The sequence below is a fragment of the Mycobacterium szulgai genome, from assembly GCF_002116635.1.
GTDB classification, from domain to species: domain Bacteria; phylum Actinomycetota; class Actinomycetes; order Mycobacteriales; family Mycobacteriaceae; genus Mycobacterium; species Mycobacterium szulgai.
In genome coordinates this window covers 14,441-39,493 of sequence record NZ_LQPW01000145.1, presented here as the reverse complement: position 1 = coordinate 39,493, position 25,053 = coordinate 14,441, and the positions used below count along the sequence as shown (strand labels likewise).

Sequence of the window (25,053 nt, the reverse complement as noted above, 5' to 3'; positions counted from 1 at the left end):
CACCTGTCCCTACTGTTGAGCGCCGGAATGGCTCAGCAGTGACGATTATTCAACAGATGTCGGATCCAGGATCGGCTTTGGGACGTCAAAGATTACGAGCGCGTGTCGCGTCGGTGGCCGGCGCGTGCAGGCTCAGAAGCCGAACTTGAACGGGCCCAAGGCGCCGGTTCCCTGCAGGTGATAAGGCAGTAGGTAGCTGAAGTCCAGTGGAGTCGCCGGGAACAGGCTGGTGTCCGGGATGGTGACGGACGCGTACGTGTCGTACACCGGAATATCGGGCAGGCCCAGATTCTGCGAGATGACGATGTGTATGGGAATGAAGATGTCGACAGCGTGCAGAGTCAGCGGGCCCACGGTGCCCAGGATCGGGATATAGGGCGGAGTATCCAATTCCCAGGTGTACGGGATGGTGGGAAGAACGGCGTTGTAGGACAAGGAGATTTGACCCCGGCCCGCGCCCCGCCACAGCAGGCCGTTGTTTCCGTCGCCGGATATGAAGGCGCCCATGTTGTCGTCGCCGGTGTTGCCCAGGCCGAGGTTATGGTCGCCCGGGTTGAATGCGCCCTTGTTGAAGCTTCCGGCATTGTTGAAACCGAGGTTGTGGTTGCCGGCGTTGAAGAAGCCCGTGTTCGAACTGCCGGTATTGCTGATGCCCAAGTTGAAGTTGCCGGAGTTTCCGATGCCGAAGTTTCCCGTGCCGGAGTTGAAGAAACCGATATTTCCGGTGCCGGAGTTTCCGAAGCCGATGTTCGCGACGCCCGAATTGAACAGGCCGAAGTTTGCCGCGCCCGAGTTGAACCCGCCGATGCCGAATTGGTTGTTGCCGGTGAGGCCGATACCGATGTTGCCGCTGCCGGAATTCCCGATGCCGAAGTTGTGGCTGCCCGCGTTGACGAAGCCGAAGTTGTAGCTGCCCGAATTCCAGAAGCCCAGGTTGAAGCTGCCCGAGTTGTCCGGCCCCAGATTGAAACTTCCCGCGTTGCCGGAGCCCAGATTGAAGTGGCCCAGCAGGTGACCGATGTCGGTGAAGCCCAGACCCGAGATCAGCGCCGGTGTGGAGAGGTCCAGCGTGCTGGTGTTGAGCAACCCGGAGACGGTATTGCCCAGATTCAGCACGCCGGACTGCAGGGCCCCGGCGTTGAGGAAGCCCGAGATGTGCCCGGCCGCTTGTGAATTGGCTGCCAGCGAATTGAAGAGCCCGGAGACGTTGCCGCCGAAGTTGCCGAAGCCCGACGCGCTGCCCGTTCCGCTGTTGAAGAAGCCGGAAGCCGGTCCGGTGGTGGAGTTGCCGAAGCCCGGAGCCGCCGGAATATTAAGCAGCGGAAGGGAAATGGGCCCGACGCCGGCAGTGCCGGTTATTTCCAGGACGTAGTCCGGCCCGCCCACCACCAGTTGCAGCGGCCCGTCCAGGCTCAGCACGATGTCGGGGATCGCTATCGGTCCGAAGTAGCCCGAGGCGCCGACTTCGACGCCGAGATGCAGGACGTTCATCTCCACGCTGGGCGCACCGATGAAAATCGAATGCACCGTCAACGGGGTCATGTCGCCCGTAATCGGTATATTCAGCGGGATCTTGACGTCGAGGTGCGCCGGTATTTCTGGAATGTTGATCGCGTAGGAGAAACTGAAGAGGCCCTCGCGGTCGCCGCGCCAGAAGAGGCCGTCGTTCATGTTGCCGGATATGAAAGCGCCGGTGTTGATGTCGCCGGAGTTCGCCAGGCCGGTGTTGTAGTTGCCGCTATTGAGGTAGCCGGTGTTGTAGTCGCCGGTGTTCAGCGACCCGGTGTTTGCGCTGCCCGCATTGAAGTTGCCGGTGTTGTAGTTGCCGGTGTTGCCGACGCCGGTGTTGACGTTGCCGACGTTGAAGAATCCGGTGTTGGCGGTCCCGGTGTTGGCCAGGCCGGCATTCTGACTGCCGGAATTCAAGATGCCGAAATTGCCGCTGCCGGAGTTGAAGAAGCCGATGTTGTTGTTGCCGGAATTGAACAGACCGATGTTGTTGCCGCCGGTGTTGAGGCCACCGATACCGACTTGGTTGTCGCCCGTCAGCCCGATGCCGAAGTTGTGGCTGCCGGTGTTGGCGAAGCCGATGTTGTAGCTGCCCGTGTTGGTGAAGCCGTAATTGTGGTTGCCGATGTTGATGAAGCCGACGTTGTAGCTGCCCGAGTTGGCGGGGCCGAAGTTGAAGCTGCCGAGGTTGACCGGGCCGAGGTTGAAGCTGCCTACGTTGAGCCGGAATTCCGGGGTGGCGAAGCCCGAGGCGAAGGCCGGGGCGAAGTCCGCCGGTCCGGTGCCCAGCACACCCGACATGGTGCTGCCCCAGTTGGCGAAGCCCGACTGCAGCGTGCCGGCGTTCTGGAAACCCGAATTGCCCAGGCCGTGGGTGGCCAGATTGAAGAAGCCCGAATTGATGCCGATGTTCCCGAAGCCCGACGAGCTGCCGCTGCCGCTGTTGAAGAAGCCCGACGATGGGCCGGTGGTGGAGTTTGCGAAGCCCGCCGTGGGCCGGATGTCGAGCAGCGGGATGTCGACGGGTCCGATGCCCGCGTGGGTGATCACCTCGAACGAGGTGTCCGGCCCGCCGATCAGCAATTGCACCGTGGGCAGGTCGGTTTGGATTTGCGGGATGCTGATGCTGCCGACGTGTATGTCCGGCAGGAAGTCGGTCGCGAAGTGCACCCCCAGCGGCGCAAGGTGGAACGGGGAGATTATCAACGATCCCAGTTCGACGCTGATGGGGATGTTCAATGGGATACCGATGTCGAACCCGAACCCGATTTCGGGGATGTGAATGGCGTAGCCGCCGCCCAATAGGCCACGGCTGTCTTCCTTCCAGAAGAAACCGTTGTCCATGCTGCCGGCATTGAAGGCGCCGGTATTGATGTTCCCGCTGTTCCACATGCCGGTGTTCAGGTCGCCGGAGTTGAAGTAGCCGGTATTCAAGTCGCCGGCATTGAAGCTGCCGGTATTGGTGCTGCCCGCGTTGAAATTTCCGGTGTTGTAGTTGCCGGTATTGCCGATGCCCATGTTGATGTTGCCGGCGTTGAAGAAGCCGGTATTGGCGATGCCGGTGTTGCCGATGCCCGTGTTGTACCTGCCCGGGTTGTCGATGCCGAAGTTCCCGCTGCCGGAATTGCCGACACCGATGTTTCCGGTGCCGGAATTGAACAACCCGATGTTTCCGGTGCCGGAGTTGAACAGGCCGATGTTTCCCGAGCCCGAGTTGAACCCACCGAATCCGGTCTGGTGGTCTCCGGTGAGCCCGATGCCGGAGTTGTAGCTGCCGGTGTTGCCGAAACCGACGTTGTGGCTGCCGGTGTTGGCGAAACCGAGGTTGTAGCTGCCCGCGTTGGCCAAGCCCTGGTTGAAGTCGCCCAAGTTCGCCAGGCCGATGTTGTAGTTGCCGAGGTTGGCCGGTGCCAGATTGACGGCCAGCGGGCCCCAGCTGCTGAAGTTCGCCGGTCCGGCCGGGATTGCGGCACCCGTCAGCGCATGGGTCAACAGGCCCGACACGTTGGCGTCGACGTTGCCGAAGCCGGACTTGCTGCCAGGACCGGCGTTGAAGAAGCCCGACGACGGGCCCGCGGTCGTGTTGCCGAAGCCGGGGACCGCCGGCAGATGCAGCAGTGACAACCGGACGGGGCCCACGACGCCGCTGCCCGCGATGTCGATTGCGGTGTCCGGACTGCCCAATTGGATCGTTATCGAGGGCAAGGTGATGGTGAGGTCCGACAGGCTCACCGGACCGACGGTGACCAGATCCTGGTTGATGATGTCGAGGGAGACTGGGGGGATCGTGAAGCCCTGCAGTGTCACCGAACCCAATACCGCGGTAACCGGTATATCGATGGGCACGTTGACGTCGAAGTGCCACGGGATGCCCGCATCGGGCAGGTTGATCCCCACGTCCACACCGATCAAGCCCTGGTGATCGCCCCGCCAGAAGAAGCCGTTGTCGTAGTTGCCGGCGATGAACGCGCCGGTGTTGACGTTGCCGGAGTTGGCCAGCCCGGTGTTGTAGCTGCCGGTGTTGAAGTATCCGGTGTTGTAATCGCCGCGGTTGAAACCGCCGGTGTTGAAGCTGCCCGAATTGAAGTTGCCGAAGTTGAAGCTGCCGGTGTTGAAGATCCCGGTGTTGGCCTGGCCGATATTGCCGATTCCGAAGTTGTGGTTGCCCGGGTTGCCGATGCCTAAATTGCCTGCGCCCGAGTTGAAGAACCCGATGTTGTTGCTGCCCGAATTGAACAGGCCGATGTTGTTGCTGCCCGAGTTGAGGCCGCCCCAGCCGAACTGGGTGTTGCCGGTGAGCCCGATGCCGATGTTGTAGTCGCCGGTGTTGGCGAAGCCGATGTTGTGGCTTCCGGTGTTGGCGAAGCCGAAGTTGTAGCTGCCAGCGTTGGAGAAACCCTGGTTGAAGTCGCCGATGTCTGCGACGCCGAGGTTGAAGCGGCCGGCATTGGCGAGGCCGAGGTTGAAAACACCGGTGTTCAGGCCGCCGATATTGGTGCTGGGCGCGCCGCCGTGGAAGAGCTCTGCGGCATGGCTGCCGAAGTTGGCCAGGCCCGAAAGCGTGTTCCCGGCGTTGTTGAAGCCCGATACGCCCAGCCCGGCGGCGGTATTGAACAGCCCCGAAGCGTTGGCACCGATGTTTCCGAAGCCCGAGGCGCTGCCGGGTCCGGTGTTGAAGAAACCCGATGACGGTGCGGTGGTCGAGTTTCCGAAACCCGTTCCCGGCGGAATCCCGAAGAGGCTCAGCCTGGCAGGTCCGATGCCGGCCTTGACGGTGATGTCGATCGAGGTGTCGGGTCCGCCGACGACGATGGTGGGCAGCGGAGTGGAGAACATGAGGTTGATGGGCGGGACGTTGAGCGACGTGATGGTGCCGGCGGTCAGGCCGAGAATCCCGTAGGGCACGCTGTTCATGGAGATCCCGTGGAACACGACATTGCCGGAATCGACCACGCCTATTGGAATGTTGATGGGAATGCTGACGTTGACGTGGGCGGTGTATTCCGGGATGTAAATGGAGAATTCGGCGCCGCTTGCTCCCTGCAAATCGCCGCGCCAGAAGAATCCGTTGTTCATGTTGCCCGAGTTGAAGGCGCCGGTGTTTATATTGCCCGAGTTGCCGACGCCGGTATTCAGGTTTCCGGAGTTGAAGTAGCCGGTGTTGTGGTTGCCGGCGTTGAAGCTGCCGGTGTTCCCGCTGCCGGTGTTGCCGACGCCCGAGTTGGCGTTGCCGATGTTGAACCAGCCGGTATTGGCATTGCCCGCGTTGCTGATGCCGGTGTTGAAATTGCCCGGGTTGCCGATGCCGAGATTGCCGACGCCGGAGTTTGCGATACCGATGTTTCCCGATCCGGAGTTGAAGAAGCCGACGTTGCCGCTGCCCGAGTTGAACAGGCCGAAGTTGCCTTCGCCGGAGTTCAGTCCGCCAATCCCGAACCGGCCGTCGCCGGACAGGCCGATGCCGACGTTGTTGCTGCCGGTGTTGGCGAAACCGATGTTGTGGTCGCCGGTGTTGGCGAAGCCGAGATTGAAACTGCCCGCGTTGCCGAAGCCCTGATTGAAGTCCCCCAGGTTGGCCGGGCCGAGGTTGAAGTTGCCTAGGTTAGCGGTGCCGAGGTTGAAGCTGCCGGCGTTGCCGAACCCCAGGTTCAACGAGACCGGCAGGCTCTGGCTGGTCGTGTGGTAGATACCGGACACGCTGTTGCCGATGTTCGCTATGCCCGATACCGCCGCGCCGACGTTTTGCAGGCCGGACACCCCCGATTGCCCGGCGGCGATGTTGAGGAAGCCCGACGCCTTGCTGCCCAGGCCGCCGAAGTTGCCGAAGCCCGATGCGCTGCCCGTGCCGCTGTTGAAGAAGCCCGACGAAGGACCGGTGGTGGAATTGAAAAAGCCTGGCGCCCTTGGGATGTCGATGAAATGGATGGTCAGCGGGTCGACCTGACCGGTCGCGTTGACATTAATCGCGGGCGTTCCCAGGGTGATCGTCCATACCGGAATGCTGATCGTCGACGCCGGGATGTCCAGTGGTCCGAAGAAGAAGAACTCGATTCCGCCCCCGCTGACGGATTGTCTCGGGAAGTAGAAACCGGGAATTTGAAACTCTGATCCGCCGAAGGTATATGGCGAGTTGAGCAGTATATTGATCGCCTTTGTCAACGGCATCGCGGGAATCGTGATCGAGACGTCCAGTCCGATTAGGTTTTTATAATCGCCGAACGTCAAGAAGCCGTTGCTGTAATTCCCCACGACGTAAACGCCGGTGTCGTAATTACCGATGTTGTAGAAGCCGGTGTTGAAATCGCCGAAGTTGGAAAAGCCGGTGTTGTACCTGCCCGCGTTGTAGAAACCGGTATTGCCGTCGCCGCTGTTCTGGAAGCCGGTGTTGAAACTGCCGGCGTTGAAAAAGCCGGTGTTGGCACTGCCGGCGTTGAGAAAGCCGGTGTTGAAGCTGCCGCTGTTGAGCCAGCCGGCGTTGAAGTTGCCGGGGTTGCCGATACCCCAGTTCCCGCTGCCCGAGTTGAAGAATCCGACGTTGTTGTTGCCGGAGTTGAACAAGCCGATGTTGTTGTGCCCCGAGTTGAACCCGCCTGCGAGATTGATGCCGATCTGGTTGTCGCCGGTGAGCCCGATGCCGATGTTGTTGCTGCCGAAGTTCGCGATGCCGATGTTGTGGTTGCCGTTGTTGGCGATGCCGACGTTGAAGTTGCCCGAGTTCCCGATGCCCTGGTTGAAGGTGCCCAGGTTGGCCGGTCCGACGTTGAAGCTGCCCAGGTTGGCCGAACCCAGGTTGAAGCTGCCGAAGTTGCCGACGCCGAAGTTCTGCACGCCGGTATTCGCGAAGCTGCCGCCGACGAGTGCCGGTACCACCGATGCCAGGCCGGGAATCCGCTCGACGACGTCGACCAGGGCGTTCCACGGAATGGTCAGCGCCGAAACGATCTGCTCGGCGGTGCTGTTGTAGGCGAACAGCGCCGCCAGGTCCTGGGCCCAGATCTGCTCGTACTGGGCTTCGATGGCCGCGATCGCCGGGGCGTTGAGTCCCAGCCAATTCGACTGGGCCAGCACCGACAGCAGCGTGCGGTTGGCGGCGACGGTCGCCGGGTGCACCGTGGCGGCGACGGCCGCCTCGTAGGCGTCCACAGCGGCTTTTGCCTGGATGGCCGCGTGCCCAGCTTGTGCCGCGGCGACGACCAGCCAGTCGAGATAAGGCGCCGCCGCAGCCGTCATGGCAATCGACGCTGCTCCGCGCCATAAGTCACCGGCCAGGCCTGAGGCGGCCGACCCGAACGACGCCGCTGCCGTCTCCAACTCGGCGGCCAACTCTTCCCACGTCGTCGCGGCAGCCGCCATCGGCCCCGAACCCAAACCGGTATACATCCGCCGGGAGTTGATTTCGGGTGGCAGTGTCACGAAACTCATGCGCTGCGCCCAGCCTTGCCTTCATATGTCCAATGACGCGCCTCTGCAAAGCGCGGAGCTATTGCTCCGGATAGTACCGGAGCAATCGCTCCGACCCATACCCTTTCAGCAGGCGCGGATGCAGAACACTGCCGTGGCCGGCGCACCCGGGCGTGCCCTCCGATAGCCGCCGCGACGCAATGCGTCGGTCGGTGCGGCCATCGGCTCGAAGCAGATCACGTCCTCGCCGGGGGGTGCGAAGATCTGGGCGGCCGGATATCCGCGTTCGAAATGAACCTCGAGGCGCCGGCCGCCGCCGGTCACGGCGAATATCGCGCCGTCCTCGACTTCGTCGTACGCGTCGTCGAAAGCCTTGTCTGCCAAGTGTTCTGAACGCGGCGGCCAGGCCGACGTCTCGCCGGTGGGCAGTCCCCGCTGGTCCAGGGACAGGTGGCGCAGGTGCGGTGTCTCGATGACCCACTTGTCGCGCGCCACCTCCGGCAGGTGCAGATACGGGTGGAACCCGAAACACAGTGGCACGGCCGCGTCGCCGGTCGCGGTCACCGTGGTGTGCATCGTCAGCGTCCGTTCGTGCAGCCGGATCGTCACCCCGAGCACATGTGGGAAGGGGAAACTGGCCAGCAATCCGGGGTCGGCGCCGAAATCCAGCTCGGCGGCCAGCTCGTCGGCCGTTTCAGACGTCACCCGCCAGCCCGGATAGGCGGCCAGCACACCGTGGATGGGCAACCCGGCGGGGTCGGGACGAACCCCGTTATGACCGGCAACCAGGGTGGTCGTGACGTTTTCGGCGGTATACGTATTCCCGCCCAGCCGATTGGCCCACGGATACAGGATCGGGATCCCCATCGTCTTGCCGGCGTTCAGGTAGGCATCCAGGCCGCGTCGCTGCCCGAGTAGCTCCACCCCTGAGTCGGCCAGCGAGGTGCCGATCATGCCTGCTTGGGGCACGAATTGCGCCGTCATCGACGACGACTGATCGCGCAGCATGACGACGTGCACACGGCCAGCCTAGGACCAGTCCGAGCGGGTGGCGCCGAATGCAACCGCGTAGACCGCCGCGAAATGTGACGGGCGTCATACGTCCCCTCGCCGGGCAAATCTACGCGTCTTTGCCGATGGGTTTCGGATCGCCGGATCGCACAGTGGAAAGCACGTGAAAGTTGATGGAAGGAATGTCTCCCGTGAAAAGAGTCGCACCGAAGGGCAACGGCCGCGTGTCCCGGATTCGCTCGCTGCTGAAACTGTCGTCCGACGACGTCTCGGCGCGTGAGGGACGGGCCAAGGACTGCCCGCGACGCTACGCCTACCTCGAGCAGGCCGGCATGGCCCGCGCTGCCGAGCGGCTTTGACCGTCAGGTGCGGCCGGCCGCGGCCTGGGCGAGTTGGACGCGGGAGGTGAAGCCGAGTTTGTTGTAGATGTGGGTCAGGTGGGTTTGCACCGTCCGCGGTGAGACGAACAGCCGCGTCGCGATGTCCTTATTCGCCAGTCCCTCGCTGACCAGCCGTACCACGTCGATCTCGGTCGGCGTCAGCGCCTCCCAACCGGTGGCGGGTCGTTTCCGCCAGCCGTGACCGCGTTGCGCGTAGGCGATCGCGTCGTCGGTCGACAGCGCCGCCCCCTCGGCCCATGCGGCGTCGAAGTCCTTGCGGTCCAGGACATCTCGCAGTGCCGCCACCGTCGTATCGTACTCTGGCTGGTGAATCACGAAGCGTACCAATCCGATTCGCCGCCGAATAGCATCGGCCGCCCCGAAAAGCCGCGTAGCTTCCCGGTGGGCGCCGGTCTGGGCGGCCACCGCGGCCAGAATCTCCAACAGGTCGGCAAGATCAACCTGTGCGCCACTGTCGGCCGCGCACGAGATTGCCTGGTGCGCGTCGCGTTCGGCTTCGTCGTGTTTGCCCTCGGCGATCGCGATCCGGGCGCGGGTGGCCAGCGCCGACATCAGGTGCCGACCGGTCATTGACTGCACGGCTTCGTCGCACCAGCGGCGAGCCAAGACCAAGTCTCCGGACGCAAACGCAACCTGGGCATTGACCGTACGCTGTGCCGACGCCGACTGCGGTATGGACAGACTCAAGTTCTGCCAGGCCACCTCGCCCGCGGCTTTTGCCGTCGCGATGTCGCCGGCGGCCAGCGCCGTCGTCGTCAGGGCCGAGTAGCCCATACCCGCGAAATACTCGCCCAGCCCGGCGGACTCGAGCGCTGCGTCGGCGGCCGTCTGGGCCGCGTCCAGCTCGCCGCGAAATGCCCGCGCGAAGGCCAATCCCTGCAGGCAATTGGCCTTGTGCACCATGTCCTGTGCGGCCTCGGCCTCCAGGCAGACCTCAAGGAACTGGGCCGCGGCGTCGGTCAGGTCGCCGCGCATGAGATGAGCGAACCCGAGGCAACAACGGCACCACCGCGAATCAGCTTGGCTGCCAATCGCATTCGCCAGCTCGCGCCCCTCTTCGGCGGCGGTGCGCGCCGCCAGCGGGTAACCCGCCACGAGCGCATCGGCCGCCTGAAAGGTGAGGATCTGGGCCAGTCGCCACCGATCGTTCAAATCGCGGGCCAGCCCGACCGCTTCGGCGAAGTACGGGGCAGCCGCCGCCGGGCCGGCCGCCACGACGGCGGTCAAGCCGCAGGCGGTGAGCGCCCTGGCCAGCACGCCCGGATCGTCGAGCTCGCGCGCCACCGTCAGCGCGCGCTGGGCCTCGTCCATGCCTGCGGCGGCGTCGACGAAGATGTCCAGTACCGACTTGTCGGCAAGCGCCCGGGCACGCACCGCGGGCGACACCTCGAGGTGGTCGAAGTCGGTGTCGCCAAGAATCGTGTCGAACCAGGATCTGCCCTCGTGGATGCACCCCCGCGTCATCCACACCGGTAGCAGTGAGGAAGCCAGACTCAGGGCGACTTCGGTTTCGGCATTGTCGAGGCTCCACCCGAACGCGGCCCGCAGGTTGTCGATCTGGGTTTCGGCGTGGTCGAGGTGGTGCGGGTAATCAGGGCTGCCCGGGTTGTCGAGCAGACTGGCCAACGCGGCGTAGTGGTCACGATGACGAGTGCGGATGACGTCGGCCTCGCCGGCCTCGCAAAGCTTTTCCAGCGCGTAGTCGCGGATCGTCTCGCAGACGCGGTAGCAGGTCCGGCCGCGTCGTTGGTCGGTCATCAACAGCGATCTGTCCACCAGCAGCGTGAGCTCGTCGAGGACTTGATAGCGCTGCACCGAAGCAGTGGGGGGACCGTCGCAGGCCACGGCCTGTGCGTCCTCGAGCAAGAAGTAACCGGCCAGCACCGCCAGCCGGCGGAAAAGGATCCGCTCCTGCTCGGTGAGAAGCTCGTGTGACCAATCCACCGACGCCCACAGTGTTTGCTGACGTCGCACTGTGGTACGGGCGCCACCCGTGAGCAGCTGGAACCGGTGCTGCAAACCATCGAGAATCTCGTCCAGCGACAACGACCGCACCCGCGCCGCCGCCAGTTCGATGGCCAGCGGCAAACTTTCCAGGCGACAACAGATCTCGGTTACCAGGGCGCGATTGTCGTCGGTCAGTTCGAAGTCGGGCCGCACCAGGCGGGCGCGGTGGGCAAACATCTGTACGGCTTCGTCGTTGAGCGACAGCGGCAACACCCGGTAACTCACCTCACCCGGGACCCGGATCGGTTCGCGACTAGTCGCCAAGAACCTCACGTCCGGACAGGCTTCGGCCACTGCCAAGACGAAGGCGGCCACCGCGTCGAGCAGATGTTCACAGTTGTCCAGCACCACCAGGATCTGACGAGTGCCGAGCGATTTCAGCACGGTGTCCACCGGTTGCCGGCCCGGCAGGTGGTGCAGGTCGAGCGCACGCGCGACCGTCAGCGGTACCAGATCGGGATCTGCGACCGGTGCCAAATCCACATACCAAGCGCTGCCGAACTCGCCGGCAACCTGATCCACCAGCTGCACCGCCAGCCGGGTCTTGCCCACTCCGCCCGCGCCGGTCAGGGTAACCAGCCGGTTTTCGGCAAGTAATCGGTGTACCTCGCCGAGTTGCGTGCCGCGGCCGACGAACTGGGTCAGATTCACCGGGAAGCCATGGGACACGGCGTCATTGGCAACGCGAAGCGGTGGGAACTCGACCGGTAGATCGGGATGGCACAGCTGCAGCACCCGCTCGGGGCGCGGCAGATCACGCAGCTGATGAGTGCCCAGATCGAGCAGCCACGCCGCTTCCGGCAGCCGGTCGATGACGATGCTTTCGGTGGCGCTGGACAGTACTGTCTGGCCGCCGTGTGCCAGGTCGCGCAGCCGCGCGGTCCGGTTGATGGTCGGTCCGGCATAGTTGCCCTCGTCGCGCAGCCGCACCTCGCCGGTGTGCAGGCCGATGCGCAACCGGATGGGTGCCAGCGGTGCCCGCTGCAGATCCAGCGCCGCGGCCACCGCATGGGACGCGAGCGGGAAGGCGATCACGAAACTGTCGCCCTCGCCCTGTTCGACCGGCCGTACTCCGTCGTGGGCCGCCACCACTTCGGCCAGCGCGTCATCCAGTCGCGCGACGGCGGCGCTCATCTCGTCGGGCCGGCTGTCCCACAGGCGCGTGGAACCCTCGACGTCAGCCAGCAGCAACGTCACCGTGCCCTGCGGTAGCAAATCGCCCACGCCCACTCGCTCCTCGGACGCACTCTAACGCGACAGTGGGTCGTGCCGGATGCGTTCCGGCGGCGCGCCCTTGGCGATCAGTGCGGCTTTGGTAGCGCGCACCATCGCCGGGCCGCCGCAGATGAGGATTTGTCGGTCGCCCCAGCCGCCGTAGTTGGTGACCACCTCCGGCAAGCGCCCGCTCTGGCGCACATGCAAGCCACGCGGTGGCGAGACGTCGGGATAGTCGGCCGCCCAGGGCGGATCCCGGTTGTACTCCGTCACCGGTGAGACGGACAGCCACGGATTCTGCGCCGCCACCTGCCATAACGTGCGCAGGTCGTAGAGCTCGCAGAAGTAGCGTGCGCCGAAGAACAGATGCACCCGCGGGTTTTGGGCGTAACGGCTCAGGTCCAGGATCAGCGCCCGCAGCGGCGCCAGGCCGGTGCTGCCGGCGACCATGAGCACGTCCCCACCATCGCGGTCGACCCGCAAGGCGCCGTGCGGACCGGCCAATCGCCAGCGGTCGCCGGGCCGGGTTTCGCTGACAATGGCGTTGCTGACCAGACCGCCGGGCACCACGCGGACGTGAAACTCGATCCGGCCGTCGGGGTCGGGCGGAATGGCCGGGCTCAGGTATCGCCAGCGGTGCGGGCATTGGGGGACGTGGACGTTGACGTACTGGCCGGCGTGGTACTGCAGCGGGCGGTCCAGCCGCAGCCGCACCACCGCGAGATCCCTTGACACCCGCGCGTGCTCGACGACGGTGCCGTCCCACCACGCCGGCCCCTCTTCGGAGTCCGCGGCGCCGCTCATCACCCCGGTGATCAGGTTCAGTGACTGCTCGGCCGCCCGGCTGACGGCGTCGGTCCAGGCATCACCGACATGGCCGCGCATCGTGGCGTACAGAGCTCGGCGCAACGTCTCGTATTGGGCCGGCAGCACACCGTACTTGCGGTGGTCGCGGCCGAGCTGGGCCAGAAAGGCCACGGGTTCGTCAGCGCGCTGGGCGACCAGCTCGCCGTACACCCAGTGCAGCGCGTGTGCGAAAGCTGCTCGCTGGCTGTCCATTTCGGGCGGGAACAGCTCACGCACCGAACTGTCGAGGGCAAACCAGTGGGTGTAGAACCGGCGGACGAGGTCTGGGCTGGCGGGATCGAAGGCGTCGCGCAGCACCTGCAACGCAGCTCGGTCATCGAGGCCCACGGGCTCCGATTATAGGGCGTGAATTCCCTTGTACAGCACCGCGAGTCCGATCAACACCAGGATGACCGCAACCACAGCGGCATTGTGCTTCTCCATCCAGTTCTTGAGTCGCTCCAGCGGGTCGTCGAGACGGCCGCCGGCGGCCGTGTAGGCCAGGATCGGGATCACCACCGACGACGTGGCGACCGCAACGAATACGGCGGCGGTGAGCACTGTGCCGGCGACACCCAGCGCATCGGTCCCGATCGCCAAACCGGCTGCGGCACAGACGAATAGCACCTTGACATTCAGCACCGCAAGCGCGGCTCCCGTCATCGCGGCGCGGGGCGGGGTGACCGAGGTGAGCGTTCGCATCCAGGCCGGGATGTGGTCGTGTCCGCGCCGCGTCAGCCAGCGGAGGACGCCGAACACGATGAGCGTGATGCCGACGACGATCCGCAGCCAGGACGCCCACTGCGGTGGCTGCTCGCGCAGGCCGCCGAGCATGTTGGAGATACCGATGGCGATCGCGGTCAGTGCGGCTATGCCGAACACCCAACCGGCCAGATAGGCCAAGCCGCTCTCGCGGGGATGTGGCGCATGCAAGACCAGTACCCCGGGGATGATCGACAGCGGCGAAACCGTGATCACCAGCGCCAGCGGCAGTACTTCTATCACGCGAGAACGGTAGCCGACGTTATAGGGCAGGCTGCCGGGCCGTGGCTCGGGTCGCCGAGCGTGTACTGAGCGCGAGAAATCGCGCTTGAACTGACAGTGAGTACACGCTCGGCGACAGCGTTTAACGGGAATACTGGGCAACTGTTGGATCGACCTTGCGGTGCCCCGGCGAAAGAACTTAGAGTTGAGCGGAACAGACTCAACCTTGATCGCGTTGAACAACCCGACAAGCATTTTCTGACCCGCCATTTTGGCCTCGAACGGAGATCGTCGTGGACTCTTTCAATCCGACCACCAAGACGCAGGCGGCCCTGACGTCGGCTCTGCAGGCGGCCTCGGCTGCCGGCAATCCCGAGATCCGGCCAGCTCATCTACTTCTGGCTTTGCTGACCCAGAACGACGGAATCGCCGCACCGCTGCTGGAGGCGGTTGGTGTCGAGCCCGCTGCCATTCGCACCGAAGCGCAGCGTCTGCTCGATCGGCTGCCGCAGGCCAGCGGCTCCAGCTCACAGCCGCAGCTGTCCCGAGACTCCTTGGCCGCTATCACCAACGCCCAGCACCTGGCCACCGAGATGGACGACGAATACGTCTCCACCGAGCACCTGCTGGTCGGGCTGGCCACCGGTGACTCCGACGTCGCCAAGTTGCTCACCGGCCACGGCGCCTCGCCGCAGGCCTTGCGCGAGGCGTTCGTCAAGGTGCGCGGCAGCGCGCGGGTTACCAGCGCGGATCCCGAGGCCACGTATCAGGCGCTGGAGAAGTACTCCACCGACCTGACCGGCCGCGCCAGGGAAGGCAAACTCGACCCGGTTATCGGCCGCGACAACGAGATTCGCCGCGTCGTGCAGGTGCTGTCGCGCCGTACCAAGAACAACCCGGTGCTGATCGGCGAGCCCGGCGTCGGCAAGACCGCGATCGTGGAGGGCCTGGCCCAGCGCATCGTCGCCGGCGACGTCCCCGAAAGTCTGCGCGACAAGACCGTCATCGCGCTGGACCTGGGGTCGATGGTGGCCGGCGCGAAGTACCGCGGCGAGTTCGAGGAACGGCTCAAGGCCGTCCTTGACGACATCAAAAACTCTGCGGGACAGATCATTACGTTCATCGACGAGTTGCACACCATCGTCGGCGCCGGTGCGACCGGCGAATCCGCCATGGACGCCGGCAACATGATCAAACCCATGCTGGCCCGCGGCGAACTGCGGCTGGTCGGCGCCACCACGCTCGACGAGTACCGCAAGTACATAGAGAAGGACGCCGCACTGGAGCGGCGCTTCCAGCAGGTGTTCGTCGGTGAGCCGTCGGTGGAGGACACCGTGGGCATCCTGCGCGGGCTCAAAGACCGCTACGAGGTGCACCACGGCGTGCGCATCACCGACTCAGCGCTGGTCGCGGCGGCGTCGCTGTCCGACCGCTACATCACCGCCCGGTTCCTGCCGGACAAGGCCATCGACCTGGTCGATGAGGCCGCGTCGCGGCTCAGGATGGAGATCGACTCGCGGCCCGTCGAGATCGACGAGGTCGAGCGCCTGGTGCGCCGGCTGGAGATCGAAGAGATGGCGCTGGCCAAGGAGGAGGACGAGGCTTCCAAGGAGCGGCTGGAGAAGCTGCGCGCCGAGCTGGCAGACCAAAAGGAACGGCTTGCTGAACTCACCGCCAAGTGGCAGAACGAGAAGAACGCGATCGACGTCGTTCGCGATCTCAAGGAACAGCTCGAGGCGCTGCGCGGTGAGTCCGAGCGCGCCGAGCGCGACGGCGACCTGGCCAAGGCCGCCGAGCTGCGGTACGGGCGCATCCCCGAAGTGGAGAAGAAGCTGGACGCGGCAGGGCTATTGGCCCCCGGCAGGGGCACAGCCCGCGAGGACGTGATGCTCAAGGAGGAGGTCGGTCCCGACGACATCGCCGACGTTGTGTCGGCGTGGACCGGCATCCCGGCCGGCCGGCTGCTGGAAGGCGAAACCGCCAAGCTGCTGCGGATGGAAGACGAGCTGGGCAAACGCGTCGTCGGGCAGAAGAAGGCCGTGCAGGCCGTGTCCGACGCGGTGCGCCGCAGCCGGGCCGGGGTCGCCGACCCCAACCGGCCCACCGGCTCGTTCATGTTCCTGGGACCCACCGGCGTCGGCAAGACCGAGCTGGCAAAAGCGTTGGCGGACTTCCTGTTCGACGACGACCGGGCCATGGTCCGCATCGACATGAGCGAGTACGGCGAGAAGCACTCGGTGGCCCGGCTGGTCGGTGCGCCCCCCGGCTACATCGGCTACGACCAGGGCGGTCAGCTGACCGAGGCGGTACGCCGCCGTCCCTACACCGTCGTGCTGTTCGACGAGGTGGAAAAGGCTCACCCGGACGTGTTCGACGTGCTGTTGCAGGTACTCGACGAGGGCCGGTTGACCGACGGGCAGGGCCGTACGGTCGACTTCCGCAACACCATCCTCATCTTGACCTCCAACCTGGGGTCGGGCGGTACCGCGGAGCAGGTGATGGCGGCGGTGCGTGCGGCGTTCAAGCCGGAGTTCATCAACCGGCTCGACGACGTGCTGATCTTCGACGCGCTCGACCCCGAGGAGTTGGTGCAGATCGTCGACATCCAGCTCATCCAGCTGGACAAGCGTCTGGCGCAGCGGCGGCTGCAACTCGAGGTGTCGTTGCCGGCCAAGAAGTGGCTGGCGCACCGCGGCTTCGACCCGGTATACGGGGCCCGGCCGCTACGGCGCCTGGTGCAGCAGGCGATCGGCGATCAGTTGGCCAAGATGCTGCTGGCCGGCGAGGTGCACGACGGCGACGTGGTTCCCGTCAACGTCAGCGCGGACGGCGAGCACCTGGTCTTGGGTTAGACCGCGACCCGGCGCCGAGAGCGGCCTGCAGCCGTTGCCGGGCGGCCGGCTGCGCAAGAGTTTCGCGTAGCAGCTGATCCTCGATGCGCAGGCCGGTGCTGAGGTCTCCGGCCGCCGCATCGACCGCCCGTTTGACGGCCGCGACGGCCTGCGCCGGACTCGACGCGATGCGCCTGGCCAGCTTGTCGACGAAACGTCGCAGCTGCTCAGGTGGCAACGCGCGGTCCAGGTATCCCCAGGCTTCGGCGGTCGCGGCGTCGACGTCCATGCCGCCGAGGATGACCTCGAGGGCGCGGCCGCGACCGACCAGCCGGGGCAGTCGCTGGGTGCCGCCGCCGCCGGGGATGATCCCCACCGACACCTCCGGATGCCCCAGGACCGTGACGCCGAGCGCGCCATAGCGCATGTCGAACGCCATGGCGAACTCGCAGCCGCCCCCGCGGCAGGCGCCCTCGATGACGGCGATGGTGGCCTTCGGAATGGTCCGGAACCGCTCCATCGTGGCGTGGAAGGGCGAGAGCTCCTCGTGCAGTCCGGTGTCGTCGCCGGTTTGGTAAGCAGGCAGGTCCAGAATCAGCCCGACGTCGGCATGGGCGATGAAGATCTCCGGATCGGCCGAGTCGACGATGAGCACCCGGACCTGCTCGTCGTCGCTGACTTCCGTTGTCAGCCGGTTGATCTCGTCCAGCAGCGGCAGGTCCAACAGGTTGACGGGCGGATGGTCGATCGTGGCCCGGCAAATACCGTCGGCCACGGCGATGTGGATGAGCCGGTAGCCCTGGTACAAGGCTAGGTTTCCGAAATCTTCACGTACCCCTGCTGGACCAGCTGCGTCAGCCGGGCCATGGCGTTTCGGTTGACCTTGACGCCGGGGATCACATCGGCGTTGCCCCAGCCATTGGCCACGGCGGTGGCGCCGCAAAGTTCAACCTGCACACCCTTTTTCATCAGGTCGGCGACGACGGCCTTGTACGGATTGCCGATCGCGACGTGCCGGTTCGCGTTGTAGGTCGCATCGTCGAGCGCCACGTGTCCGGCGTTGGTGTGGAACACGATCACCACGTCCGGCTTCACCCGCCACTCCTCGGCGTCCTTGAGCACGATTCCGGTGTGGAAGAGCGCGGCCGGCATGTCGCCCTCGAAGGTCAGCGACGCCACGCTGAAAACGACCTTCACGTCGTCGAGTTGGACCGGAACGTCGATCTGCAGGGCGTGGTCTTGTGGCACTTGGATCGCTCCTTTGCTTGGCCGGCCGTGAGGTGCTAGAGACCGCCGCCTTTGCCGGGGGTGCCGGCGGTACCACCGAGACCGCCGACGGTACCGACCGGGTTCTTGCCGGGACCGCCCGGGCCGCCGGTGCCGCCCGGCTGATTCGCTCCGAAACCGCCGGTGCCGCCGGTGCCGCCGTCGCCGCCCTTGCCGCCGCTGCCGAAGTCGGAGCTACCGCCGGCACCTCCGATGCCGCCCGAACCGCCGTTACCGCCCACATCGACGCTGGTCCCCGTGCCGCCGGTGCCGCCCATGCCGCCCCGCCCGCCGGTGCCGCCGGTGCTGGTGCCGTTTCCGTGGCCGCCGACGCCGCCGACGCCCCCGGTGCCACCCTGCGCGCCACCGGCATTGACGGTGCCGCCCATCCCGCCGTTGCCGCCGGTGCCGCCGCCGGTGTCGCCCGCGCCGCCGGTGCCGCCCGCGCCGCCCGTACCGCCGGGGCCGGTGATCGTGTTGCCGCCGGTGCCGCCCGCGCCGCCGGTGCCGCCTGCCCCGCCGAGGCTGTTGCCGCCGTCGCCGCCGGTTCCGCCGACGCCGCGCACGGTGGTCGACGTCAACGCGGTGCCGGCGTTGCCGCCGGTGCCGCCCTTTCCGCCGTTACCGCCCACGCTGTCACCGCCGTCACCGCCGCTGCCTCCGTCGCCGGCGGCGGTGCCGCGGCCGGCGGCGCCCAGGCCGCCGTCACCGCCGTTGCCGCCGGCCCCGCCAATGCCGAGCCCGCCGGCGCCGCCGTCGCCGCCGGAACCGCCGGTGATGTTGTTACCGCTACCGGTGGCACCGCTGCCGTCGCCGCCGTTGCCGCCGTTACCGCCGGTGGTGCCCGTCCCGCCGGCTCCGCCGTTGCCGCCGTCCCCACCGGCCCCGTTCGACAGGCCGGATGGCGGCGGGTTGCCGCCCCGGCCGCCGTTGCCACCGGCACCGCCGGCCGCGTTGGCGCCGCCATTGCCGCCGGCGCCGCCGTTGCCGCCGTCACCGCCGGACCCGGTGCTGGCCTGCACGTTGCCGCCGGCTCCGCCGTTGCCGCCGCGGCCTGCGGTCTGCGTGGTGCCGTTGCTGCCGTTGGCGCCGTCCGTCGAGCCGGTGCCACCGGTCCCACGGGCCCCCGCGATCCCGGAGTTGCCCCCTCGGCCACCGTCACCGCCGTTGCCGCCGATGGGTGTGGTCGGTGTGGCGGGAGCGCCGCTGCCGCCGTTGCCGCCGTTGCCCGGGGTGCCAGCATTGGCGCCGTTGCCGCCGGCGCCGCCGACGCCATTGGCGGCTTGACCGCCGACGCCCGTTCCGCCGGCGCCGCCGTCACCGCCCTTGCCGCCGTTGCCGCCGTTGCCGGCGTTTCCGCCGTCACCGCCGTTGGCGCCGGTGCCATTGGTGCCGTTGGCGCCGGTGATGCCGCTACCGCCGGCGCCGCCGTTGCCGGCTGCGCCACCATTACCGCCGATCCCGCCGGTGCCGCCGTTCGCGCCGCCGTTGCCGCCGCTGCCGCCGGCGCCGCCATTGCCCCCGCCGCCGCCGTTGGTCCCGTTGCCGTCCGGCCCGGTGGTGCCGGCCAACCCGGCTGCGCCGTTGCCGCCGATGCCGCCGACGCCGCCGTTGCCGTACTTGCCGCCATCGCCGCCGGCGCCGCCCCGGGCACCGTCGGCGCCCGGCGTGGTGCCGTCGGCGCCGGTTCCGCCGGCGCCGCCGTTACCACCCGTGTTGGGGGTGAGGCCGGCCGTGCCGTCGCCGCCGTGCAGGGAACCGGCTCCGCCCGAGCCGCCCTGTCCGCCGAGTCCGGGGTTGCCGCCGTGTCCGCCCTTGCCGCCGATGCCGGAGTTCACCGTCGAGGTGCCGGTAGCTCCGGCACCGCCGTTGCCTGGGGCGCCGCCGTCACCGCCGTTGCCGCCGGCTCCGCCGACGCCTTGGCCGGCGGCCTGGCCGAAGGAGTTGGTGCCGCCCGCGCCGCCGTGGCCGCCGGCCCCGCCGCCGCCGCCGGCCCCACCGGTGCCGCCGTCGCCGCCATCGGCACCGCGCACCGGCCCGGGGGCCCCGTCATGGCCGATGCCGCCGGCTCCGCCGGCCCCGCCAGCGCCGCCGGCTCCGCCGACGCCGCCATCGCCGAGCAGGTATCCGCCGGCCCCGCCGACACCGCCGTTACCCCCGGCGCCGCCCGCGCCGCCGGCACCGCCGACGGGAGCGGCTGCCGTGCTCGGTGCCCCCGCGGCTCCGGCCGCGCCCATGCCACCGGCCCCGCCGACCCCGCCGGCACCGAACAGTCCGGCCCGGCCGCCGGCACCGCCGTCGCCGCCGGCCGCGCCGGCCAGGGTGGCCGTCCCGCCGGCTCCACCGCCGCCGCCATTGCCCGACCACCAGCCCCCTGCGCCGCCGGCCCCGCCGTTGGCGCCCGGACCGCCGACGCCGCCCAGCCCGCCGTTACCGATCAACCCGGCCGCCCCGCCGGCACCACCGGCCATCCCGGCCGCGGTCTGGTTGTAGCCGTTGCCGCCGTTGCCGTACAGCAGGCCGCCGGCCCCGCCGTTGGGGTTTGCCGCGGTTCCGTTGGCGCCGTTGCCAATCAGCGGACGGCCCAGCACCGCCTGGGTGGGGGCGTTGATGACGCCCAGCATCTGCTGTTCGAGGAGTTGCAATGGCGAGGCGTTAGCCGCCTCGGCGCCGGCATAGGCCATGGCTGAGCCGTTCAGGGTGCGGACGAACTGGTCGTGGTACCGCGCCGCCTGCACGCTCAGGGCCTGGTACTGGCGGCCGTAGGCACCGAACAGCCCGGCGATCGCGGCCGACACCTCGTCACCGGCGGCTGCGGCCAGTCCGGTAAGCGGCGCGGCCGCACTGGCCTGGACCCATGCCGTCTGAAGCCGGGCCAGATCGCCGGCCGCTCCAATCAATGCATCCGGTACCGCCGCCAACGACATGGGAAATCCCCTCGAATTCGTATCGCGGACAAAAGGATCGGGAAATCTGAACCAGTGAGGCTACTCACAACACCGCTGCGGGCGTCGGCTTTTTCGGTAAACACATAGAACCTGCAATTAATACGAGGGCGCCGCCCTCGACACGGCCGGGTAATACGTCTCGTGATTGGGTTGTGACCTGCTCGGATTGTTTGTTCGGCGGCAACAGCAGATAGGCTGTTCGGGATGGTCCCGCTTTGGTTCACGCTGTCCGCACTGTGCTTTGTCGGTGCGGCGGTATTGCTGTACGTCGACATCGATCGGCGCCGCGGCCGCAGCAGGCGCCGCAGGTCCTGGGCCCGCTCGCACGGATTCGACTATGAGCGCGAATCGACCGACATTCTCAAGCGGTGGAAGCGCGGTGTCATGTCGACGGTCGGCGATGTCGCCGCCCAAAACGTCGTGCTGGGACAGATCCGTGGCGAGGCGGTCTACATCTTCGACATCGACGAAGTGGCCACGGTAATCGCGCTGCACCGCAAGGTAGGCACCAACGTCGTGGTCGATCTGCGGCTCAAAGGTCTCAAAGAGCCACGCGAGAGCGACATTTGGCTGTTGGGCGCGATCGGGCCGCGGATGGTGTACTCGACCAACCTGGACGCCGCCCGCCGGGCCTGCGACCGGCGGATGGTCACCTTCGCGCACACCGCGCCGGACTGCGCCGAGATCATGTGGAACGAGCAGAACTGGACGCTGGTCAGCATGCCGATCGCCAGCACCCGCGCCCAATGGGACGAGGGTCTGCGTACCGTGCGCCAGTTCAACGACCTGCTGCGGGTCTTGCCGCCGCTGCCCGCCGAGGCCGCACAGGAAACGGGTGAGCCCGCGCCGCGCAGCACCGCACCCAGCCGTCCGCTGGCGCCTGCGGGCCGCGCCGAATTGCCGCCCCGCCGCGCTGACCAGGACATAGCCGGGCTACTGGGCGAGGCCGGTCGCCGCAGCGCGGCCCGCGAACCCGAGCCGGTGCGCCGCGAGGAGGGTCGCTCCGAGCCGGGCCGGCGTCCACCACCGGGACGCAACGGCACTCAGGCCACCCACTACCAGCGCTGAAAGCCCAAAGCTGGGCTGTGCCGGGGTAAAGCCCGCCCAACGTCGCTTCGCTACGCTGTCGCTCATGCCTCGCCCCGTCGCCCTGATCACCGGGCCCACCGCAGGAATCGGCGCCGGCTATGCGCGACGATATGCGCGCGATGGCTACGACCTGGTGCTGGTCGCGCGTGACGTCGGCCGCTTGGAACAACTCGCCGACGAGCTCGCCGGTGAGGCCGGCAACATCGAGATTCTGCCCGCTGACCTGGCCGATGCGGCCGGTCGCGACAAGGTGGTGCAGCGGCTGGCCGACGGGGTTCGGGTGCTGGTGAACAACGCCGGTTTCGGCACCTCCGGGGAGTTCTGGACGGCCGATCCGGCACTGCTGCAGGCCCAGCTCGACGTCAACGTGACCGCGGTCATGCATTTCACCCGGGCCGCGCTGCCGCCCATGCTTGAGGCCGGCGCGGGCACCGTCATCAACGTCGCCAGCGTGGCCGGGCTGCTGTCCGGGCGCGGATCGACCTATTCGGCGTCAAAGGCGTGGGTGGTTTCGTTCACCGAGGGCCTGGCCGGCGGATTGCAGGGGACCGGCGTCAGCATCCATGCCATCTGCCCTGGATTCGTGCACACCGAATTCCACGCCAGGGCGGGTATCAACATGGGCAAGCTGCCGTCGTTTCTGTGGCTCGAGGTCGACGACGTGGTCAGCGAAAGCCTGGCCGACGTCGCCGCGGGCAAGGTGATCAGCGTCCCGAGTATTCAGTACAAGGCGCTGGTGACCGCCGGCCGGATGATTCCGCGTGGCCTGGCCCGGACGGTGATAAAGCGAGTCGGCGGTGGCCGTGGCCGGACCTGAACTCGACGAGCTCGCTGAGCTGGTGCGCCGGCTCTCGGTGGTGCACGGCCGCGTCACGCTGTCGTCGGGCAAGGAGGCCGACTATTACGTCGACCTGCGCCGGGCCACCCTGCACCACCGGGCGGCCGCGCTGATCGGGCGGCTGATGCGCGAACTCACCGAAGACTGGGACTACGCGCTCGTCGGCGGGCTGACGCTGGGCGCCGATCCGGTGGCCACCGCGATCATGCACGCTCCGGGACGGCCGATCGACGCGTTCGTGGTGCGCAAGTCGGTGAAAACCCATGGTATGCAACGACTTATCGAGGGCAGCGACGTTTCCGGCCGGCGCGTGCTGGTGGTCGAGGACACCAGCACGACGGGCGGTTCGGCGCTGACGGCGGTACACGCCGTGCGCGAGGCCGGTGGTGAGGTCGTCGGGGTGGCCACCGTGGTGGACCGTGCGACCGGCGCCGCCGAGGCCATCGAGGCCGAAGGCCTGCCCTACCGCAGCGTGCTGGGCCTGGCCGAGCTGGGGTTGGGCTAGGCCGCGTGCGTGTGCTGCTGGCGCTGGCGCTGGTGGCGGTCTGCCTGGCGGGCTGCTCTGGTTCGAATCGTCCCGGCTCTGTTTACGGCGCCGCGAATGTCCGGGTCGGCGAATCGGTGGCGGTGCTGGGCTGGAACATGTCGGTATCGAACCTGCGCTGGGATGGCGACTATGTGCTGATCGACATCGACGCGTCGCCCACCGATCCGCGCGCGCCGCACGCCAAGGCCGAGGACATTCGCTATGGCCTGTACGGCGCGCTGGCGCACCCGCTGGAGTCCGACGGGCTCGGCAGTTGCGGCGATGCGATGACGCACGTGGTCAAGGTCGACAAGCCGCTGTCGGCGCCGCCCGACCGGCTCACCGGCAGCGTCTGCATGGGCCCGCTCAAAGACCGCAGCGCGGTCCGCGGCGTGTACACCTATTCGCCGCGGGACCGGATCGCCGACACCGCCGCCGCCTACCCGGCCGCTTTCCCGGTGGGGCTGCTGCCCACCAACCAGAACGACACCGGACTGGTGGTCAAGACCACCAGCATTTCGGCGTGGCGGGCCGATGGAACACCGCTGACCAAGGCGCAACTGGGCGATCCGGTGGCGTTCACCGGCAGCGGCTACATGCTGCTGGGGCTGGAGGCCGACGCGTTGGCCGGGCGGTATCGCGACGATTCCGCCAAGCGCGGCGGGCCGATGATGCTGCTGGCCGCGCCGACGCTGCCCGGCCGCGGGCTGAACCCGGCCTGCTCCGCCTACGGATCCTCGGTGCTGGTGCTGCCCGAGGCGTCGCGAGATGCGGTGCAGTTCAACGCCTCGCTGTGCACGCAGGGCGAGATCAACGAGGCGCTGCTGTATGCGACGGTGGCGATCGTGGGCACCCACGCCGCGGTGTGGACCACCCAATGAGTTCGAGCGGTGAGCCCGGCCCCACCGAGTGGGGTGCACCGGCCGGCGGTGTCGGACCGTGGCCGGGGAAGCCGCCGGACGACCCGCGGTATGACCCAATCCTGTTGCGCGACGGGGATACTCGCAATGTCGTGGACGCCTATCGATACTGGACGCGAGAGGCGATCGTCGCCGATATCGACGGGCGCCGCCATGCCCTGCACGTGGCGATCGAGAACTTCGGCCACGACGCCAACATCGGCTCGGTGGTGCGCACCGCCAACGCCTTCGCCGTGGACACCGTGCACATAGTGGGGCGGCGACGCTGGAACCGGCGCGGCGCCATGGTGACCGATCGCTATCAGCGGCTGTGCCACCACGACAACACCGCCGAGCTACTGGACTTCGCGGCGCGGGCGGGTTTGACGGTGGTCGCGGTGGACAATGTGCCCGGTGCCGCACGGCTGGAGGAGACGGCGTTACCGCGCGACTGCTTGCTGGTGTTCGGTCAGGAGGGGCCCGGCATCACCGATGACACCCGCGCGGGCGCGGCGCTGACGGTGTCGATCGCCCAGTTCGGCTCGACGCGCAGCATCAATGCCGGCGTTGCGGCCGGGATCGCGATGCATGCCTGGATCCGGCAGCACGCGGATCTGTCTCGGGCGTGGTGAATCTCTAGCCGAGTGTGCGCCTGTGGCTTCGCGTGTGCACGCAGGGCGGCCAGAAGGCGAAACCACCACCCGGGTTTCACGATGAAAGCCCAGGGTTCACGCTCGAAGCCCTGAGCGCACACTCAACGGGCTCAGCATGACCGCCCGGAG

15 protein-coding genes are annotated in these 25,053 nt (G+C 67.2%); 7 read left to right on the top strand and 8 right to left on the bottom strand.

Annotated features, from left to right (window positions below; all coding sequences use genetic code 11):
- Positions 1–132: 132 nt before the first annotated feature.
- A complete protein-coding gene (locus AWC27_RS21110) occupies positions 133–7,431 on the bottom strand; it encodes a PPE family protein (RefSeq protein WP_085672271.1) in 7,299 nt (2,432 codons plus the stop codon).
- Between the two features lie 105 nt (positions 7,432–7,536).
- Positions 7,537–8,430: an aldose 1-epimerase gene (locus AWC27_RS21105; protein ID WP_085672270.1), complete on the bottom strand. Its 894-nt coding sequence runs from the start codon at positions 8,428–8,430 to the stop codon at positions 7,537–7,539.
- Positions 8,431–8,612: 182 nt separating this feature from the next.
- Here AWC27_RS21105 and AWC27_RS31290 point away from each other — a divergent pair, with 182 nt between their 5' ends.
- Positions 8,613–8,780, top strand: a complete 168-nt coding sequence (locus AWC27_RS31290) for a hypothetical protein (RefSeq protein WP_169726828.1) — start codon at positions 8,613–8,615, stop codon at positions 8,778–8,780.
- A gap of 3 nt (positions 8,781–8,783) precedes the next feature.
- Here the strand turns inward: AWC27_RS31290 and AWC27_RS21095 are convergent, their stop codons facing one another.
- The 3 genes from AWC27_RS21095 to AWC27_RS21085 are packed head-to-tail and all read right to left on the bottom strand — an operon-like array spanning position 8,784 to position 13,895.
- Positions 8,784–12,053: a helix-turn-helix transcriptional regulator gene (locus AWC27_RS21095; RefSeq protein WP_085672305.1), complete on the bottom strand. Its 3,270-nt coding sequence runs from the start codon at positions 12,051–12,053 to the stop codon at positions 8,784–8,786.
- Positions 12,054–12,077: 24 nt separating this feature from the next.
- On the bottom strand, positions 12,078–13,238 hold the full coding sequence (locus AWC27_RS21090; protein WP_083113597.1) for an FAD-binding oxidoreductase: 1,161 nt from the start codon (positions 13,236–13,238) through the stop codon (positions 12,078–12,080).
- Positions 13,239–13,247: 9 nt separating this feature from the next.
- Positions 13,248–13,895: a GAP family protein gene (locus AWC27_RS21085; RefSeq protein WP_245847365.1), complete on the bottom strand. Its 648-nt coding sequence runs from the start codon at positions 13,893–13,895 to the stop codon at positions 13,248–13,250.
- A gap of 272 nt (positions 13,896–14,167) precedes the next feature.
- Here AWC27_RS21085 and clpB point away from each other — a divergent pair, with 272 nt between their 5' ends.
- Positions 14,168–16,726, top strand: coding sequence for an ATP-dependent chaperone ClpB (clpB, locus tag AWC27_RS21080; protein WP_083113598.1), 2,559 nt, complete (start codon positions 14,168–14,170; stop codon positions 16,724–16,726).
- Here clpB and AWC27_RS21075 read toward each other — a convergent pair.
- The 3 genes from AWC27_RS21075 to AWC27_RS31285 are packed head-to-tail and all read right to left on the bottom strand — an operon-like array spanning position 16,692 to position 20,898.
- A complete protein-coding gene (locus AWC27_RS21075; RefSeq protein WP_245847364.1) occupies positions 16,692–17,480 on the bottom strand; it encodes an enoyl-CoA hydratase/isomerase family protein in 789 nt (262 codons plus the stop codon). The two genes, clpB and AWC27_RS21075, sit on opposite strands and share 35 nt — an antisense overlap.
- Positions 17,481–17,515: 35 nt before the next feature.
- Entirely contained in the window at positions 17,516–17,953 is a 438-nt protein-coding gene (locus AWC27_RS21070) for a DsrE family protein (RefSeq protein ID WP_211281270.1), read from the bottom strand.
- Positions 17,954–17,988: 35 nt separating this feature from the next.
- Positions 17,989–20,898: a PE family protein gene (locus AWC27_RS31285; RefSeq protein ID WP_211281679.1), complete on the bottom strand. Its 2,910-nt coding sequence runs from the start codon at positions 20,896–20,898 to the stop codon at positions 17,989–17,991.
- Between the two features lie 225 nt (positions 20,899–21,123).
- On the opposite strand from AWC27_RS31285, the gene ttfA reads away from it, so the two are divergent.
- The 5 genes from ttfA (at position 21,124) to AWC27_RS21040 (ending at position 24,903) form a co-directional block, all read left to right on the top strand.
- On the top strand, positions 21,124–21,987 hold the full coding sequence (ttfA, locus tag AWC27_RS21060; protein WP_083113601.1) for a trehalose monomycolate transport factor TtfA: 864 nt from the start codon (positions 21,124–21,126) through the stop codon (positions 21,985–21,987).
- A gap of 64 nt (positions 21,988–22,051) precedes the next feature.
- Positions 22,052–22,825 carry an SDR family NAD(P)-dependent oxidoreductase gene (locus AWC27_RS21055; protein WP_085672267.1) on the top strand — a complete coding sequence of 258 codons (774 nt, stop codon included), beginning with the start codon at positions 22,052–22,054 and terminating at the stop codon, positions 22,823–22,825.
- Positions 22,812–23,351 (top strand): orotate phosphoribosyltransferase, encoded by a 540-nt coding sequence (gene pyrE, locus AWC27_RS21050; RefSeq protein ID WP_083113633.1) that lies wholly within the window; start codon positions 22,812–22,814, stop codon positions 23,349–23,351. The genes AWC27_RS21055 and pyrE overlap by 14 nt, the downstream gene beginning before the upstream one ends.
- Before the next feature lie 5 nt (positions 23,352–23,356).
- The gene (locus AWC27_RS21045; RefSeq protein ID WP_085672266.1) at positions 23,357–24,253 is read left to right on the top strand and encodes a hypothetical protein; all 897 of its coding nucleotides are present in this window, start codon (positions 23,357–23,359) and stop codon (positions 24,251–24,253) included.
- Positions 24,250–24,903 (top strand): TrmH family RNA methyltransferase, encoded by a 654-nt coding sequence (locus tag AWC27_RS21040; protein WP_085672265.1) that lies wholly within the window; start codon positions 24,250–24,252, stop codon positions 24,901–24,903. Before AWC27_RS21045 ends, AWC27_RS21040 begins: the two co-directional genes overlap by 4 nt.
- Positions 24,904–25,053 lie beyond the last annotated feature (150 nt).

Bases quoted from the DNA above. Each gene is read 5' to 3' on its own strand.
- AWC27_RS21110 (WP_085672271.1), bottom strand. From the start codon at position 7,431: ATGAGTTTCGTGACACTGCCACCCGAAATCAACTCCCGGCGGATGTAT.
- AWC27_RS31285 (WP_211281679.1), bottom strand. From the start codon at position 20,898: ATGTCGTTGGCGGCGGTACCGGATGCATTGATTGGAGCGGCCGGCGAT.
- ttfA (WP_083113601.1), top strand. From the start codon at position 21,124: ATGGTCCCGCTTTGGTTCACGCTGTCCGCACTGTGCTTTGTCGGTGCG.
- AWC27_RS21055 (WP_085672267.1), top strand. From the start codon at position 22,052: ATGCCTCGCCCCGTCGCCCTGATCACCGGGCCCACCGCAGGAATCGGC.
- AWC27_RS21040 (WP_085672265.1), top strand. From the start codon at position 24,250: ATGAGTTCGAGCGGTGAGCCCGGCCCCACCGAGTGGGGTGCACCGGCC.